The sequence below is a fragment of the Aquiflexum gelatinilyticum genome (genome assembly GCF_024741135.1).
Taxonomy (GTDB): domain Bacteria; phylum Bacteroidota; class Bacteroidia; order Cytophagales; family Cyclobacteriaceae; genus Cognataquiflexum; species Cognataquiflexum gelatinilyticum.
In genome coordinates this window covers 247,360-265,445 of sequence record NZ_JANSUY010000003.1, presented here as the reverse complement: position 1 = coordinate 265,445, position 18,086 = coordinate 247,360, and the positions used below count along the sequence as shown (strand labels likewise).

At 39.8% G+C, this 18,086-nt stretch carries 12 protein-coding genes; 4 read left to right on the top strand and 8 right to left on the bottom strand.

All coding sequences use genetic code 11. The annotated features are described in order from the left end of the window. Nucleotides 1-62 precede the first annotated feature (62 nt). Nucleotides 63-581 (bottom strand): DinB family protein, encoded by a 519-nt coding sequence (locus NU887_RS07185; RefSeq protein ID WP_258422694.1) that lies wholly within the window; start codon nt 579-581, stop codon nt 63-65. Between the two features lie 68 nt (nt 582-649). Here NU887_RS07185 and NU887_RS07180 point away from each other — a divergent pair, with 68 nt between their 5' ends. Beyond that, nucleotides 650-1,999, top strand: a complete 1,350-nt coding sequence (locus tag NU887_RS07180) for a M28 family metallopeptidase (RefSeq protein ID WP_258422693.1) — start codon at nt 650-652, stop codon at nt 1,997-1,999. A 273-nt stretch (nt 2,000-2,272) separates the two neighbouring features. On the opposite strand, the gene tamL is transcribed toward NU887_RS07180, so the two are convergent. Both tamL and NU887_RS07170 read right to left on the bottom strand, forming a co-directional pair. After that, nucleotides 2,273-4,567: a translocation and assembly module lipoprotein TamL gene (tamL, locus tag NU887_RS07175; RefSeq protein ID WP_258422692.1), complete on the bottom strand. Its 2,295-nt coding sequence runs from the start codon at nt 4,565-4,567 to the stop codon at nt 2,273-2,275. After that, nucleotides 4,560-9,524 carry a translocation/assembly module TamB domain-containing protein gene (locus tag NU887_RS07170; protein ID WP_258422691.1) on the bottom strand — a complete coding sequence of 1,655 codons (4,965 nt, stop codon included), beginning with the start codon at nt 9,522-9,524 and terminating at the stop codon, nt 4,560-4,562. Before NU887_RS07170 ends, tamL begins: the two co-directional genes overlap by 8 nt. A gap of 272 nt (nt 9,525-9,796) precedes the next feature. On the opposite strand from NU887_RS07170, the gene NU887_RS07165 reads away from it, so the two are divergent. Together NU887_RS07165 and NU887_RS07160 are read left to right on the top strand one after the other, a co-directional pair. Beyond that, complete coding sequence (locus tag NU887_RS07165; RefSeq protein WP_258422690.1) at nt 9,797-10,030, top strand: hypothetical protein; 234 nt, start codon at nt 9,797-9,799, stop codon at nt 10,028-10,030. Nucleotides 10,031-10,117: 87 nt separating this feature from the next. Next, entirely contained in the window at nt 10,118-10,567 is a 450-nt protein-coding gene (locus NU887_RS07160; protein ID WP_258422689.1) for a GNAT family N-acetyltransferase, read from the top strand. A 113-nt stretch (nt 10,568-10,680) separates the two neighbouring features. Here NU887_RS07160 and NU887_RS07155 read toward each other — a convergent pair whose 3' ends face one another. Then, complete coding sequence (locus NU887_RS07155; RefSeq protein ID WP_258422688.1) at nt 10,681-13,479, bottom strand: TonB-dependent receptor; 2,799 nt, start codon at nt 13,477-13,479, stop codon at nt 10,681-10,683. Nucleotides 13,480-13,496: 17 nt separating this feature from the next. Continuing rightward, entirely contained in the window at nt 13,497-14,582 is a 1,086-nt protein-coding gene (locus NU887_RS07150; protein WP_420839730.1) for a phytase, read from the bottom strand. 345 nt (nt 14,583-14,927) lie between these two features. On the opposite strand from NU887_RS07150, the gene NU887_RS07145 reads away from it, so the two are divergent. Further along, entirely contained in the window at nt 14,928-15,401 is a 474-nt protein-coding gene (locus tag NU887_RS07145) for a LytR/AlgR family response regulator transcription factor (protein ID WP_258422686.1), read from the top strand. Nucleotides 15,402-15,455: 54 nt separating this feature from the next. On the opposite strand, the gene NU887_RS07140 is transcribed toward NU887_RS07145, so the two are convergent. From NU887_RS07140 to NU887_RS07130, 3 genes are read right to left on the bottom strand one after another with little or no spacing between them, the layout of a single operon-like run. Further along, complete coding sequence (locus NU887_RS07140; RefSeq protein WP_258422685.1) at nt 15,456-16,160, bottom strand: tetratricopeptide repeat protein; 705 nt, start codon at nt 16,158-16,160, stop codon at nt 15,456-15,458. 10 nt (nt 16,161-16,170) lie between these two features. Further along, entirely contained in the window at nt 16,171-17,586 is a 1,416-nt protein-coding gene (locus NU887_RS07135) for a CCA tRNA nucleotidyltransferase (RefSeq protein ID WP_258422684.1), read from the bottom strand. Continuing rightward, the gene (locus NU887_RS07130; RefSeq protein ID WP_258422683.1) at nt 17,583-18,056 is read right to left on the bottom strand and encodes a hypothetical protein; all 474 of its coding nucleotides are present in this window, start codon (nt 18,054-18,056) and stop codon (nt 17,583-17,585) included. The genes NU887_RS07135 and NU887_RS07130 overlap by 4 nt, the downstream gene beginning before the upstream one ends. Nucleotides 18,057-18,086: the final 30 nt, after the last annotated feature.

Sequence of the window (18,086 nt, the reverse complement as noted above, 5' to 3'; positions counted from 1 at the left end):
TAATCATTTTTACCCAATCTCTAAGGTTAAATTTTCATTATCCTTACTTTCGAGGCAGTAACTCAGGCATATTTTTGTCTCAAAACATTCAGATGATGTTGGGCATGACCGGCAATAATATGAAAGAGCGCACGGACTGAAACTTGAAAACCATTGGCATTTCCGATATTGGAATAGGAAGATTCCGGCAGGTAATTCAAAAGTGAGACCAATGCCTTTCTTGACAATTCAAAATCTTCCAACAATGCCGAAAGCGGGATTAGGTTAAAATCAGCAGTTGCCACATATTGGTCTTGGTCAAAACCAGGAAGAGATGCTTTTTCGCCTCTTGCAAAGCACAAAGCCCTGAATGCCATGATCCTATCCGTATCTATAATATGTCCCAAAACCTCTTTGGCAGTCCATTTTCCAGGCTCATAAGCCAAAAGGCTTTTTTCCTCTCCCATTTCCTGATAAAAATTTCTGATCTCTGTCACTTGCTCCAAAAGTAAAACAGGAATATCCTTCCCTTTTACCCAAGACACATATCCGGTATAATATGACTGGTATTCACCTTCGCGGGGTACTAATAATTCGTTCATGTAATTCTGTTTTAAAATTGAGGTATCTAAAGGTAAATTTAACCCATTCACCTTGAGCATTACCCATTATGAAAAAAATTTTACTCATAGCAGCTTTTTTTGCTTTTAATTTTGCAAACGCACAGACTCAAATCATCCACCGTGATGTCGAGATAGAAAAGATGGTCAAAGAGATATCCGCAACCAATCTTGAAAAATATGTCAGAGACCTTGCCGGATTCCGAACCCGCCATACGCTTAGTCCCAACAATCCGAAAGATGGAATCTCTGCTTCCCAAGAATACGTGCTCAACCATTTCAAATCCTTCGAAGCTACATCCGGTGGCAGGCTGACAGCTTTCCTTGATACTTATACCATACCTGCTGACAACAGAAGAATCCCTGCTGATGTCCAATCCGCAAATGTGATGGCTACTCTCAAAGGTACTGATCCAAATGACAACAGGGTTTTTATCATTTCCGCCCATGTGGACAGCAGGGCTTTGGATGTGATGAACACCAATATCGATGCTCCCGGAGCCAATGACGACGGATCGGGTGTGGCCGCAGTCATCGAATTGGCAAGGATAATGTCCCAAAAATCTTATCCTTCCACTATCATTTTTGTGGCTGTTTCCGGTGAAGAACAAGGCCTCAAAGGAGCTGCCTACCTTGCTGAAAAAGCAAAAAAGGAAAACTGGAATCTTGTGGCGATGCTCAACAATGATATGATCGGAAACTCCAATTCATCAGAAACCAATATTAATGACAATACGCGTGTCAGGATCTTTTCTGAGGGCGTACCTGCGGCAGAAACTGAGCAGATGGCGGCCATCAGGCGGTATACCAACGGAGAAAACGACAGTAAATCACGTCAGCTTGCTAGGTATATGAAAGAAGTCGGTGAAAGGTATGTCGATCAGCTGGAAGTGAAACTGGTTTACAGAAATGACCGTTTCCTCAGAGGTGGAGACCATACACCGTTTGCAAGAGAAGGATTTACAGCCATCAGGGTCTGCGAAATGAATGAAAACTATTACCACCAACATGAAAATGTCCGGATAGAAAATGGCATCCAATATGGTGATTTGCCCGAGTTCGTGGATTTTGAGTACATGAGAAAAGTGACAGGGATCAACTTGGCATCTTTATATTCAATGGCTTCAGCACCTTCCGAACCGCAAACTGTCGGGATTGATGTCAGGAAACTTAGCAACACCTCCACCCTTAGATGGGAAGTTCCTGCTAAAGGAAAAGCCAAAGGTTATTATGTATTGATGAGGGAAACAGATTCGGCAACATGGGAAAAGAAATTTTATACAGAATCAACTACTTTGACAATCCCCTATTCGAAAGACAATTATTTCTTTGCCGTACAGGCGGTTGGTGCAGATGGACATGAAAGTATGGCCGTATTCCCTCAGCCGATTACCAGGTAAAAATGGAATTGATCGAAATTAAATGAAATAAGGTAGAAATAGATAGAAATAAAGTTGAAATAAATTCTTTAAAAATAAACGCTAAAAATAAAGGGATAGGTTTGATGATTGGAAAATTTATATCGCCGAAGGCATTATATCAACCTATATCACGAAGCTTATATCTTTTAAATATCACCGAAGGCATATATCCCTTTATATCGTGTAGCTTATATCTATTAAATATCGCCGAAGGCATATTTCAAATTATATCGCGAAGCATATATCTATATTTTAGAAAGGATAACCGATTGCAAAATTAAGCACCATATTTTCCCTTCTCCATGCAGCATCCAATACATTAAAGGTATCGAGCCACCTGTCGTTTTCAGGTAGCCAGGGTTTGCGGACAGGAAAAGCAAGGTCAAACCGCAATACAAAAAGATTGATGTCTATCCTGAGTCCAAAGCCTGCCCCTACACCTAGTTCTTTTGCCCAATTTCTGGAGAATTTACCCCCGGGAAGGGCATCATTTTCATTGAAAAGCCAGATGTTACCCGCATCCGTAAATACCGCTCCTTTTAGGTACTTGTTAAGTGGAAACCTCAATTCCACATTTCCTTCCAGCCGGATATCACCTGCTTGGTCAAAAAACCCACTTGTACTTGCGTCTTCAGGTAAAAATATACCCGGTCCCAATGACCTTATTCTAAATGCCCTGACACTTCTGGGACCTCCTGAGAAAAACTGCTTCACAAAAGGAAGGGATACCGAATTGCCCAAAGGAACCCCGACTCCACCGTAAAGTCTGGTGACAATCATACTTTCCTTTGAAAATTTGTGGTAAAATCTGATGTCCATCTCATTTTTGACGAATTGGGCATATTCCAGTCCGAATACAAATCCCGGATTTTCCGTATCCAACAGGGTGTTGATTCCCTTCAAAAAATTACCTGCAAGGTCTATTGTCGTCGAAAAGAATATCGCATTTTTCCTATGGGTATCCACCAGTTGATTGTAATTGAAAGTATAATTCATCCCTAGGATAAACTGTTGTTCAAAACTTCTTCGCAAAAAAGGATTGGATTCCAATATTTCATCAAATTCAGGAGTGGTTCTGATCAGGTTGACAATGCTTGCACTGATAGGATTGAACTCATGATAGGTGTATTTATTGATGTTCCAGAAATAACCAAAAGAAGTATTGTAGGAATTGAGAAGATATAAGTCTGTCCTGTTCTGATATTCCACTCCTGCAGTAATCCTGGTTTTGGGAATCGCAAATTTGAACCTGTTCATAACAGGGACAGGGAAAAGAACTCTCGGAAATACCAAAGAACCCTGCAATCCGAACTCAATAGATTGCTGCGCTTGCCTGTCTCCTGATTGCAATTGCACTTCATATCCGAACTTTGCTGTCAGATTGAATATTTCGCCTCCTTTAAATAAGTTCCTATTTTGGAAGTTGAGCTGCAATGCAGGCCCCACGAAACTGTTTGACTTGGTGACTCCCTGAACCTCTGCACGTACCGACCTTTGATTGAGAGGAGAAAGTAAAATCCGGGCATTTAGCGGATAGTTTCCATCCTCACCTCTGATACTGTCTGCTTCTTCAAATGAAATATTGACATACCTGAAATTTCCGATGGAAGAAAGCCTATTGGATGTTTGACGGGAGATCTGCGGATCAAACTTTGAACCTTCCCTGAACAGAATATAATTGGCCAGTAAGTCCGGCTTAAAAACCAATTCAGATTGAATGATGTCAATCCCATTGATATTTACAGTATCTGGATCCGTGATATCTTCATTGATGGCATAGTTTGGAAATACTTTGATATCCTGAATCGTGTAGGGAAATTTGGATTTGACAGGTGTATTCCCTTTGAGTCTCAAATAAAGGTCAAATCTCCTGTCCTCATATTGGTTGGTATCAGCTTCGAAAATCAAAAGATCCCCATTGAAATTATAGTAGCCCTTTGATTTGAGTTCCAAATCTATTCTCTCCCTTTCCTTTTTTAAATTGTCCAGGTCCAGTTTACTTCCTTTGACCAAATCGGTCTTATCAAGCGAGGTTTTTATTTCTTGAATGACTTCCAAAGAATCTCCTAGAAGCTGATAGGTTTCAAGGCGATAAGGTTCTCCAAAACTTAAAGTATATTCTATCCTTACGAATTTGCCATTTTCAATGAGTTCATATTTTGGCTCACCAAAAAAATACCCCATATTCTCTAACCTGTTTATCAATATCCCCGTGGTTCGCTCAGGCTGCACGTCACTGAGATAAACCGGCTTCTCCCCAAATCTTTTTCCCAAAAATCTATTTATGAATCCGGGCTTTTCTTTGCTGCTTTTGTAATGCGCCCACAATCCAAACCTTGTTCCCAAAATTTTGGCATTAGGTTCAGGTTTGACGAGGTTATCGAGATCACTTTGGAGGTTGGATCTCTCGGATTTGGTAAGTGGAGCTTCAAGGTTCAGGACATGTCCCGTGTAAAGCCTTTGACCTTCGGGAATGAATTTTTTGACCCCACAGGAGAAGCTGAGCAGGAGAAAAATAGACAATATGATTGATGGCTGCTTACTCATGTTGTGGCATTTTATTATCCTCCTCTTTTTCCTCAGACACCTCCACATTTTCTTCTTTCTTCACTCCATCTAAGACACTTCTTCTCCAAAGTTCTTTAAAAGCGTTGAATTCCTTATTGAAAATAAGTGATATTCCGGTGACCACCAACTGTCCATCAATGACGGATTCAAATTGGTTTTTGCGGTAGGCTTTTGCCCGCCATTGTCCTCGCTGATCTAGGAGGTACTCCACACTTACATCTCCAAAAAGTGCATCTGCCTGATTCACTTCCTGATTTCCTCCTTCTACATCCACTTGACCTCCCACTGAGATGACAAGTCTGTCGTCAAGTAGTGATTGCTTGGCAGCCACATTCAATTGGGTGCGGTCTTGGCCTGCTCCGGTCTGGAAGTCAGTGTAGGAATCTAGGTCAAAATCCAATGAAAACCCTGTGTCTCCGAAAAGCTTTCCCGACAAGGCATTCAACTGGCTTGAAAGCACCTGACTGACAGAGGTGCGGGCGAGGTTAACAGATCCACCTCCCGATCCGTCATTTCCCATCACAGGGAAGAATTGGTTAAGTACCAACAATGAAAATACCTGCTTGGTAAGTTCATCTTCCTGTTCGTTGATCTGCTGGATCATTCCATAAACACTACCGCCAAATGCGCCCCTCTCCTGTTCGGCAAGATCAAGCTCAAATGAAATTTCAGGTTTCATCAATTCCCCATCAATTTTGAGGTAAACCATAAACGGAAGCACCTGTCTGAATTGGCTTTTGGTATCATTGTCAGTCCCGCTGAGTTGAGCCTGCATCAGTTCGGCTGCAGAAGTCCTGATATTATAGATGGCAGTCAGGTCAAGGGTTGCGTCCAAGGGATCCCCTCTCCATACCACCGTGCTTCCCGAGGCAAGTTCAAACCTCCTGTTTACCAGGTTGAAGAGATTCATTTCATAATGTCCGCTTCTTACTACGTACCTGCCTGACATGGAAATGTCTCCGTTAGGGTTCATCATCATATTCAAATCACCTTCTCCCTGGATTTTGAGGTTATCATTGGTCCTTTCATCGACAATGAGGTTAAACACCGTTTTTGGGTCAATCCTGAGGTTTGCTTTGACATCATACCCTTTGATGCCCTGCGTGGTAAGGTCTCCTTCCCTTTGGTAAATGAGGTCATAGGGATCCTGATGGTTTACAAAAATCACGACACCTGTCCGTTCTACCAAGTCAAGCCTGTCCTCAGGCACAATAAATGTCACTTCAGTCCCTTCATTTACTTTGAGTTGCGTATTGATCATCGGAAGGGAAAAGGTACCGCCAATCTGTAAATCAAGATCTACATTGGCTTTACCAAAAAAAAGATCGCTATCTTTTCTGGTAGAATTCATTACCTGAAAGCCCTGCGTTTTGAGCTTTAAATCAAAGCCCACATCAGCAATGTTTTCAGTAATGATCCTACCATTGGTGATAAAGGAGTCTCCTTCAGCATCTTTGATGGTGAAGTTGTTGAAATACACCGCTTGATTGTCCAGTTTAATCAATTCGTCAGGAAAATTGAAGCTAGTATTCAGTTGGCTTACTAAAAAGCCAACATCTTTAAAACCAATGGCCCCTTCATAAACAGGTTCCTTAACTGATCCAGTAACTTTAAAATCTCCCGTGATAAAACCTTTTGCCTCCCTCAAAGCGCTGTCAGAAACAATTTCCAAAAATGACATTTGCAGAGCATTGAGCTTCAGGTCCAGATCAAGACTTGTATTTAAAGAATCCGCCAGAATTGATCCGAAAATATCCAAATCCACTTTCCCTTCTTTCAGGGCAAGGTTGAAGTCGTATTCTTGAAGACTTAAGGCTTTTGCCTCTAATTCAAGAATCCCCAATGGTATATCTGCCAATTCAAAATCACTGATGGTCAGATCAGCAACCAATCCTATAGCATGGAATGGATTTACAGCAATAAAATCTCCATTCACCACCCCTTCAGCAATGGGATTTTCGGGATTGAGAAATCCAAACACGGTATGTAAGGCGAAGTTTCGAAAACCTATCCCGAGGTGTTCTTCTACCAGGTTGGGAAAATCATTTTTCACCCCAAAATACTGCTCCTCCATTCTGAATTCAACGTTTTGAAAATTCAAAGATTTTGGAGCATAAGTCACAAGGTTATTGGAGGGAATCTCCCAATTCTCTTTATTGAAAATAAGGGATTCAGGCAAAACCCTGACTTGGATAGTATCCCCAAGATTGGTAACCTGGGCTGCAAAATTGATTACAGTTTCTTGTTGGTATTTTGAATTAAAGGAAAAATTTACTTTTTGATCCCGGAAGTCTGCATGCAATCTTGTTTGGCCCATGTTTACCGGATCATAAAAAAACCTGTCAAAACTTGCATCAAAATTCAATGTCGATGCATCTCCGTCCAAATCCAGCCTGAATGTATCGATGCCTGCATTTAGGTAGAGCAAATGGGGCAACCTAACTAATGTATTTAATTTTTGAGAAGCAGAATTAAAATCAAATTTTAACAGAAGGGTATCCATCTGGTCAATATCCGAGAGCAGAAGTTGGTCAATAAAAGGTGTGGAGAGAAATTTGAATTCGGACTTGGCAACTACATTTACACTATCAGCCAATTCCGAATGGCCCACTATCACCTTATTAAAGTAATTCTCAAGGGAAAGAGAAAGATTTGATAATGAACTGTTTACTGTAAAAAAACCATTTAAAAAATCAGATTGAACCTTCAAATCTGACAGCTGATCTGAAAGACGGGAATCCACCTTTATCAGTCCTATAGGAAAATCTCTCCCTTCTAAATGAAAAAAACTGTCAAAGATCTCGATACCGGCAGTCATATTTTCCGGTTTTCCTGAAAGTTCGCCTGAAATCTTAAAGTTAGTATCGATATCTTGCTTAGTAGCCCCGATTGCTTGCGTATTGAGTTTTTTTACATCCAACAAGAAGTTTAATTCAGGTGAAACCGTATCTATTTTAGCAGTGGCATTGAAGTCAAAATCAACATTTTCCTTTGAAAATACAGCTTGTAATGTGGCCACTGTATCTTTGGCAGAAAGGGATAATCCAAGCTGAGAAAGGTCAATATCCTCCCAAGCCAGATTGCCAAAATCAACTTTCATCAAACCTTCCAGATCATACCATCCCGAGCCACTCCCTTCTAGATGAGAGACGAGACTGATGGGCTCCAATTGTGGAAGGTCGAGGATTTTGCCAAGGTCTAATTCTTGAACATTCAATGTAGAATTCACAAAATAGACTTCATCTCCATTGACCGTTCCTTCCAAAGACACATTCCCTTCACTTGTTTCCAGTAATATTTCTGTTTTGAAATCCTCAAAACCACCGATTGCCATAGCAGTTAGTTTGATGTCTTCGGGAATCTGATAGCTCCCATCTTCCAAAAATGATTCAATTACCCTACCTTTGGTTTCAAAAGTAAAGTCCGGGATATTAACAGACATTCTTTCAAAATCAACTGCATTTACTATCCCGGCTGATCTGATTTTTAACTTGGTAAGCTTCCCATAGGACAAGTCAAATGCAGGAATATTCAATCTTGCCAGACTCCCTGAAATTGACCCGGAGGCTTTTAGCCCGTTCCTTGTTAATTCCTTGAAATAGATATCATTTTTATATTCAGGTACAAAAAAGAGGGCTTCGGATGCATCCGTTTCAAATTGCTTAAACTGGATATCAAAACCTGCTTTCTCAGGATTATTGATAAATCCATCCAAACTTTGATAGGTAATCAAAAAATCACCTTTCAGCAAGGATTTTCCTGTTTGGACATCGATGCCTTCTATGTTGATTTTATTGTCATCCGCCCCGAGTTTGGCCTTTAGTGTTTGTAGTTCCAATCCACTTCCTTCTATTAGGGAAAAATCATCTATGGCAGCTTTTGCTTTTTGATCTTTCAGAAAAAGGCTGTGGGCTTGGAGGTTTAACTTTGACAGAGTGATTGCTTCAGGATTAAAAACACCCTTTTTGACCACACCGCCTCCTGAATAAAAATTGAATTCGTCATTTTCCAGCTTGAGAGAGCCAACCTCCACCCACCAATCCGGCCATAAAAAAGCTGCCGATTCTTGGCTAGGTGCTACATTTTGACCGATGTCATCCGGATTTATCCTCAAGTCAATCTTGGAATCAGACAAAGCCAAGGATTTTAGCATGATTTTGTTTTCCTCCAAATTGGCTTCGGGAAGGGATAGGAATAAATCCCCAATATTCATTCTTGTAGAAATACCATCAGGTGTTGAGGTGTATTCCATTTTGCTGTTATGGATTTCAACCATGTCCAAAACCAATAATGGCAAAGGGGAAACAGAAAGTGTATCCACCTCCTCCGAAGGTGGAAAAGGATGGGTCTGAAGGTAAATGATGTTTGCTTGGTCGATCAGTACATTTTGAATCCCAAAATCCATTTTATTAAGATCGAATCTGTCTGACTCAATCCGGATTTCTTTCCAACCTGCGATTAGGTCTATACCCAAAACCTGATCATCATAGTGCAGACTGACATTTTTAAGGTCAATGGGACCAAAAGAGAGCTCTGGAAAAGGTGCTACACTGTCTGTCTCACTGATAGAATTGGCACTATCAACCGGACTGACAAATGCATCCACCAAAAAGCTAAAATTAAAATCCTGATAAACAGAATCCCTTTTGACATTGGCTACCAAACCATCCAAATCTATTTTTGAGATATTGATTTCTCCATTTCTGATCAAAGGCAGAAATTCAATGCCTGTCTCCAGATGATTAGAATATACCAAAGTATCTCCTTTCAAATCTTCCAGATAAAGTCCCTTGAGGGAAATATTTCCTACGAAAGTGATGAAAAGCTTGTCTATCCTGACGGCTGTACCAGTTTTATTGGAAACATACTTGGTAGCTTTTTGGACAATGATATCTTGTCCCCAAGGACTCCTGATGAAAAAGAAAAGCCCAACCAACAAAAGCAGGATTACAGCTATTGTAATGCCTAAAGTTTTTAGAAATATCCTTACAAACTTTTTGATGGGCTTTGGAATTTGATGTCTTGGCTAATCCCAAATATAAGGTTTAAACCCCTTTCATAACGAATTATTATGCTATTTGTAATCTCCATTTTTCAAGTATACATGAAGAAACAATCAACTCAAGGTTAATTAATCGTTACCATTCCAAAATGTCGAATTTTAAAATCATCAATTTACTAATTTGACCAAATAATATTCTTTTGAAAATGACCCACATCCTTTTCAGTATTATTTTCTTGATGGCAAGCTATTTTTTGGCTGTATTAGCTTTGGTACAGGGATATATTCCGGGAGGATATAGAATTGAAAAAGGGGACGATGGAAAAACCCGTGAATTCCTGCAATATTTAAAAATACTTGGAATCAGTTTTATCATTGCCTCTGCCCTATCAGGCATGATGTTTTATTTTTTTATTTATCCCAGCTATGAGTTTATATGAGGATTTTATCAATCCTTTTTTAGAGATATCAATTTTTTTACCCATTTTACAGACACAAAAATTCCATTATCCTAACCAAAAAAACCCATGGACTATATCATCAGACCTTGTGAAGAAAAGGATTTGTCAGATTTGGTAAAATTGTGCGCTGCACATGCCGAGCATGAAAAATCAGATTATTCTCCTGAAGGAAAAATTGAGGGCCTCAGGGAAGCCATCTTCGGAAAAACCAAAAAACTAAACTGTTGGATCGTAGAAATAAATGGAAAAGCAGAGGGTTTTACCACCTATACCATTGATTTTTCCACTTGGGATGCGGCTCCGTTTTTGTATATGGACTGTCTCTTTTTGAATGAAAAATGTAGAAGTACGGGCATCGGCGCCGAAATCATGCGTAGAATCCGTGAAGTGGCCAAAGAAAACAAATGTGTCAACATCCAATGGCAAACCCCGGAATTCAATGTCCGAGCAATCAAGTTTTACGTCGGACTTGGAAGTACAGGAAAGCAAAAAATGAGATTCTTTTTGAAGCCTTAAGAATGATTAATTGGTTAATTGAAAATGTCACTATTTTCATTTTTATACTCAAAGTATAAAAACAGAAAAACCTCCGAATTCGGAGGTTTTTCTGTTTATTTTAAGGTCTTTAATTAGTCGAACAAGTCAAACTTCACCCCGAAATTGATCCGGGCATTGTAATATTCTTCTTGGGCAGTTCTTTCTCTGATTCCTTGATAGTACCTCAAAGGCTGATTGGTCAAGTTGTTGGCTTCTGCAAATACCCTCCAGTTTTTGGTGATTGCATAAGATGCATTGACATCGAGGAAGGTCTGACGGTCATAATATATATCCTCAAAATTAGATCCACCTACCTCATCAATGTAACCACTTGCATGGTTCAAAGAAACCCTTAGGACCAATTTTTCGGTTTCAAAAGAAAGAGATGCATTGAACATATTTCTTGCTGTTCCCGGTAATTTGAGTTCATCATCTTCTCTACCTTCAATTCCTGAAGTTCTGGAATCAGTGAAGGTATAGTTGGCAAAAATCCCCAAGCCTTTCCATATTCCAGGAAGAAAATCAAACTGTCTTTGGATGCTTGTTTCAAAACCATAGACATTGGCTGTTCCGCCGTTTTCAGGCTGCGTGAGTTCAATTAACTGACCAAACTGAGGATCAGTAACGTTCAATTGGGTGCTTTGGTAGATGAAATTATCAACGTCTTTGTAGAAACCACCTGCCGTAAATACACCAACTGACTTATAATAATTTTCAAACATCAAATCAAAATTCATTGAAGTAGTCGGTACTAGGTTCGGGTTTCCTCTTTGTAAAGACTGGTTTTCAGGACTGAATATGGCAAAAGGAACCAAGTCAAAATAATTTGGTCTGGCGATGGTATTGGCCCAAGCCAGTCTCAAAATCCTGTTTTCATTGATATCATATTTGAAGTGGGCTCCTGGCATAAAATTGGAATAATTTTGAGTAACAGACGCTGATTGGGTGAAAGTCTCCTCATCTTCATCAAATTCATAACCTCGATATTCCAGGTTGGTGTTTTCCAATCTCAATCCAAAAATACCTGAAAGCTTGGAGTTGAACTGGTAATCAGTCATCACATAGCCTGCTGAAATGGTCTCAGAAGCTTGGTAGTTTCCGGTAATATATTCAGCCACGGCGTCTTCATAATCAAACAATGACTCATTTTTTAGGTCCAATCCTCCCAAAAATTCTTTGTCGACAAATCTTCCAGGAACATATTGAGGTCCGTTTAGAAACACCCTGTCATTTTGAAAGCTATAAGGCAAAGAACCCAGATTATTTCCACCCGGACCCAAATCCACAATCGGATCATAGACATCGTATGAGTCTGTTCTTTCTTTATATTTTGACCTCACCCTTCCGCCAAATTTCAATATTCCTTTGTTGGCTGCATACGGCATGGTAAAATCCACCCTGCCGTTTAGGTCTTCTTCGAAAGTATTGTTATTGGATTCATAGATTTCATTGAGACCAAGTCCCAATGCATCATCTTGGTTGACTAATGTAGTCAAAACTTTAAAAGGATCCCTGATGTCCAAAATAACATCTGCATTACTTCTATGTGTGATATACCTTTCATTTGGTCTATCTTCTGAAGCTTTGGCATAAGTTCCGTTCCAAGTCATTTTCAATTTGTTGAAAATATGGCTTCCTGAAAGCGTGGTGTTGATTACCCTTTGGTCTTCCAGACGTGCATTCTTAACCCTGTCATTATCAATCCCACCTTTTGTCTGAATGGCAGTCCTTCCTCTCATTTGAAAAAGATTTGGAGCCAAGGTTGTAAAATCTCCTGATTCAAAAGGCCTGTCAGTACGGTCCACTCTAAATCTGTATCTGTTTTCCCAATCATCCCTCCAATTGTACATGGTATTGAATACTATCGAATGGTTCTTATTGAAATCATAATCCAAAGCCAATGATGCTGACCTTCTTACCCTTTGTACATTATATTTTCGGATATCGAAATTATTTACAACAACAGGATTATTGGGATCATCTGTCTCCGCCCATTGAGCTTCATAATTGTCAGATCCGAAATTATGGTTATTGTAGGACCCTGAAAAAATCACTCCCAATTTGTCATTTGCAATCCTGTCCCCGATTATCAAACCACCTGTCCAGATAGGTTTATTTGTCAATAAATTGATGCCTGATGCCGCTGTACCTGAAACTCTGAGTCCGTTAGGAGCTTTTCTCGTCACAAGATTCACTGCACCGCCGATGGCATCGGCATCCATATCCGGAAGCACGGTTTTATTGACCTCTATCGTCTGAATCATATCAGAAGGAATCAAATCCATCTGAATTCTTCTATTATCACCTTCTGCAGATGGAACTCTTTCTCCATTGATCATGACTGAATTCAACTCAGGAGCCATGCCGCGAATGATGATGTTCCTAGCTTCACCTTGGTCATTTTGCATGGTGATACCGGGAATCCTTTTTATAGCATCTCCGATATTTGCATCTGGAAAACGGCCAATCTGATCTGCCGCGACGATGTTGGTGATATTTGAATTGGTTTTTTGTTGGTTTAAGGCTCTTGCTTGGCCTTTAAGTCTATCTCCAAAAACAATTACCTCGCCACCTTCCAAAATTCCGGGCATCATCTGAAATCTCATTTCCAATGTCTGCCCATCCTGAAGTGTAATTTCTTGTTTCAATGAGGTATATCCTAGGTAGGAAACTACTACATTATACTTGCCGGAAGGAACACCCTGAATCACAAAATCCCCAAGTTGGTTGGTGACAGTTCCCTTATTTGTCCCCTCCAAAACAATGTTGGCCCCTGGAAGTGAAAGGTTTTGGTCATCGATTACTTTTCCCCTGAATGTAGCCTGCGCCAAAATTTGTCCTGAAAACAGGATCAAGCTTAGCATCAAAATAAGTTGTAAACGTATTTTCATATAAAGTTTAGATAGTTTTATTTTTTGGATTTTAGGATATTGCCTGCAAGGTCTTCCCATCTGTATATTTGGAAGGTTTTATCGTCTGACATGGCCACAAAGAGTCCTTTTGTGAAATTGCTGTTTAAAGGCATACTAGTGACCTCAGAACCATCACTGGAAACAGTGGATGTTTTGATGATGGTGATCAGGTCATGTTGATGAGGATTGGATGGGGCGCCCTCCCTTGGAAAAACATGGAATTGGTTGACTTCCTGATCTGAAACAAGAATATAGCCCGTCTTCTCGTCAAGTTTGTAAATGGATATTCCTTCGTGGTCTTGGGTAAATCCTTCTGTCGCAAAAAGTGCCAATTCCTCATTTCCTTTGGTGGGATCGGCATAGTATTTTCTCACCCCTACTCCTTCGTCTGAATAGTAGATATAGCCCAATTCATTGTCTACTGCAATGGATTCGATTTCTTTCTTTCCGCTATAGTTGCCAAATTTTCTGACTAGGTCAAGTTTTATTCCTGAATCAGATCCAATGATTTCATATTGCCATAGATAGGTTCCATCGGTGGGTCCTGATTTTCTTCCGGCGATGACATAGTGTTTTCCATTTAACTTGTCATGATAAATGGCAACTCCCATTAAGTCACGAAACATTTCTCCGGTTTCTTCCTTATAGATCTCCAATCCACCAACCTGTATTTCTTTCATCTCAGGAAGGGAATAAAACCTGAGTTTGGAAGTCATCCGCTCTCCTGTTACAGCAAAATCTACTAAGGTACTTCCCATTTTTAAACCGTAGGAAACATCCACATTATTGGGTCTTTGGAGACCTTTGACTGTCAGAGAATCTATTTTTTTTCCCTCAAGGTCAAAAACAAACAAGGCCCCATCAGCATCTTTGTCTGTGCCTATAATCAGACTTTTGGAAGGATCTTCACTATTAATCCATATGGCAGGATCGTCGGTATCATATATGACCGAGTCGGTCACAAATAACGGCTTAACTTTTTGAGGCACCTCAATTACCTCTTCCGTGACTGTGTTTGGTGATTTTTGACAGGAACAAATCAAAAAGGGAATCAAAAATGGTAAACCGTAAATTTTTCTCATCATTTCGTTATTCTTTTAAATAACAAAACTAGAGTACACTCAATCTTATGCCTATTTTTTGGTGTTATCAAAAAAGCAAAAATCGAAGAATTTAAGGTTAATTATTCTTCTGATTCAGAATGATATAAAACAGAATATAAGATTGATTTTCAAGTAAATAAATAATATTATCCAAAAGTTATGACCAGGTATTTCAAAAAAATCACTTAATATTCAATTCACATTTGATCATTTCCAAGAAATAAGAAAAAGCAAAAAATACTCCTTTTGGGGTATAGTTTGAGGGTTTTGATTTTTGGAATTTTAGCTCAGTTGATTTTTCCTTTCTTTATAATACCGCTGACTATGGAAAGTTATTTGAAATTCGATATTGGTACTGGATTAAAAAAATTCAAGAATACCAAAACAATCAGCCTGGTGAATCCAAAAACCGAAGTTCCCACTAAGCCGATCCAATATAAAGTATTAGACAATATCCATCCCGGGAGAATCGCCATCCCGACGTTGGAAGGGTTTGAAATTTTGCATGTTGCCAAAATATTACGCTGTGAGGCAAATGGCAACTACACCAAAATCATCTATGACGGAAATAACTTTCCCATCATGGTTAGCAGGCAACTGAAATGTCTGGAGAATGCACTTTTAAAAAGCGGCTTTCTCCGGATACACCATTCCCACCTGATCAATCCTCTTTATATAAAAAAAATTCTCAAATCAGAAGGTGGGCAAGTGGAAATGGAGGATGGAACCAAAATCAGGATTTCCAAGAATAAGGATGAAATAATCGAAATCCTTTTCAACTCATTCGAAAAAATCTAAAAACAAAAAAGCCAAACATCACTGTTTGGCTTTCTCAATTTTTTGCAACGACGCTTACATTTTGTTTACTTCTTTGAGATTTTCGATGGCAAGTTCAAAATCAGCTTGAATTTCCAATGCCTGATTCAAAGCTGTAATAGCCTCGGCTTTGTTTTTCTGATACATGTAAACCATCCCTTTTAGGTTTAACGCTGCAGCCTTGAGGGAAACTTCTTGTGTAGTGTTGTCAATTTTTGGAAAGCCTACTTTTTCTTCAGTTGATTTAGGAGCCTTTACCAACATATTGATGGAGTTAAGCGCTTCATCCTGCCTGTTGAGAGAATATTGCATGTAAGCGGTTTTGTAAAGACTGAAAAGATTATTGGTCAGCAGGTAATGCCTTTCAAAATTTGGCAATGCCTTGTCCAATGCGCCTAATTGTTCCAATGAATTGGCTGCAACTTCAAGGGCAATGAGGCTTTTGTCATTCATTTCCAAAACATCCAAAGCAGAAACCGCCGCGGAAGTATATTGACCTGCTTCAAAATATAGTGAAATAAGAGTCTCAGGATAAGTAATATTGGTAGGATTCCTTTCTATCAATTCAAAGAGTTTCATACGGGCTACAGCCAAGTCATTGTACCTTAAAGCCAACTGATAAATCTTCCTGTCGATTTCATTTCTTTTTTGGTTTGTTTCAGATTCTACAGGTTTATCTTGGGCAAATACCGAAATGACCATTGCTAACATCAAGGTCACTGTCATCATTATTTTATTCATTTTTCTATCTTTAATTCGTTGTCAATCCTTTTGTGGCGGCTAATTTATATAATAAGTCCATAGCTTCAGCTTTATTGTTTTGAATTTGTCCCTCCAAAATCGCCTCTTTGATTTCTTCCTTGAGTTCTCCTACAACTTTGGAAGGTTTGAGGCCAAACAAAGCCATGATTTCCTCTCCTGAAACTGGAGGTTGAAAGTTTCGGACTTGGTCATTTTCCTCTACCTCTTTCATTTTTTCCTCTACCTTGTCAAAGTTGGCCAAAAAACGCTGCACTTTGTTATTGTTTTTGGAGGTGATATCAGCCCTGCAGAGTTTCATAAGGTCTTCTATATCATTACCTGCATCGAATAGCAACCTTCTGACAGCTGATTCTGTGACTTTTTCGGATACCAAAGAAATTGGTCTCAGGTGAAGCCTGACAAGCTTTTGGACATACTTCATCCGCTCATCCATCGGGAGTTTCATCCTGCGGAAAATCCCCGGAACCATCCGAGACCCTTTGTCCTCATGTCCATGAAATGTCCAACCGACTTTTTGATTGAACCTCTTAGTGGCAGGTTTGGCAATATCATGCATGATGGCTGCCCAACGCAGCCAAAGGTCGTCTGAAACTTGGGATACATTGTCCAATACCTGAAGGGTATGGTAGAAATTGTCTTTATGGGATTTGTCACCCACTGAGTCTACACCTTGGAGCTCGACCATTTCAGGGAAAAACTCATGCAAGAGTTTACTCACAAACAGCAATTTGAAGCCGTATGAAGGTTTGGCTGTCAAAATGATTTTATTCAGTTCGTCAATTATCCTTTCCGCTGATATGATTTGCAACCGATGTGCATCATGCACAATGGCGAGGAATGTATCAGGTTCGATGTCAAAATTCAATTGGGTTGCAAAACGAATCGCCCGCATCATCCTGAGTGGATCATCAGAAAAAGTGATGATCGGATCTGTAGGAGTCCTGATTATTTTCTTTTTGATATCTCCTATTCCGTCAAATGGATCGATCAATTCGCCATAATTATGGGAATTGACAGATATAGCCATGGCGTTGATGGTAAAGTCCCTGCGCTCCTGATCTTCCTGTAAGGTACCGTCTTCGACGATCGGTTTGCGGGAATCGTGTCTGTAGGATTCCCTTCGGGCTCCTACAAATTCTACATCCCAATCCTCCAAACGGATGTTGGCTGTTCCAAAATTCTTGAAAACCGAAAGTGGTACATGTTCCTGAAAACTGTCAGCAACAGCTTTGGCCAAGGCTATCCCACTTCCCACGCATACAAAATCAATGTCTTTGCTAGGCCTATTCAATACCAGATCCCGGACATAACCACCGACTACATAGGTTTCCAGCCCAAGTTCATCGGCTATCCGCCCTACTCGGCTGAAAATTTCAAGTTTGTCTAAATGGGATTTAAAATTCATGCTCTAATTATTTTGACATCCCCGTCAGGGCTCAAAAACATCTCTTTGGTACCGGCACTCAAAAGCGGGAAAAATTCCTCTGTAGCCATATCCCAATCTTTGGATTTACTAAACTGAAGAATCAAGGGCTGAGAAAAAGCAAACAAAAACCTGTTCCAAAAATCCTTTCTGATCACAGCAAATTTGACTTTGCCCTCGAATATCGGTCCGTTTTTTAAAATCCTGTTGACAGGCGTACGGTAAATTGTTGGCTTGGTGGCGTATTCAATGATATCCAAAGAAACCTCCGAAAACTGCTCTGCCACATGCCTGATCTGGAAAACTTCAAAAAAAAGAAATATACCGTCTTGGTCATCTTTTGTAGCGTCCCAACTTTGAGGTGCAACCAACTCCAAAATGGTACCATGACCATCTTTGACCTTGATTCTTCCCTTTTCCTTGAGGATTTTGACTGCATCTTTGATTTCCATTCTGATTTTTTTGCCCTAAAAATAAGGTAG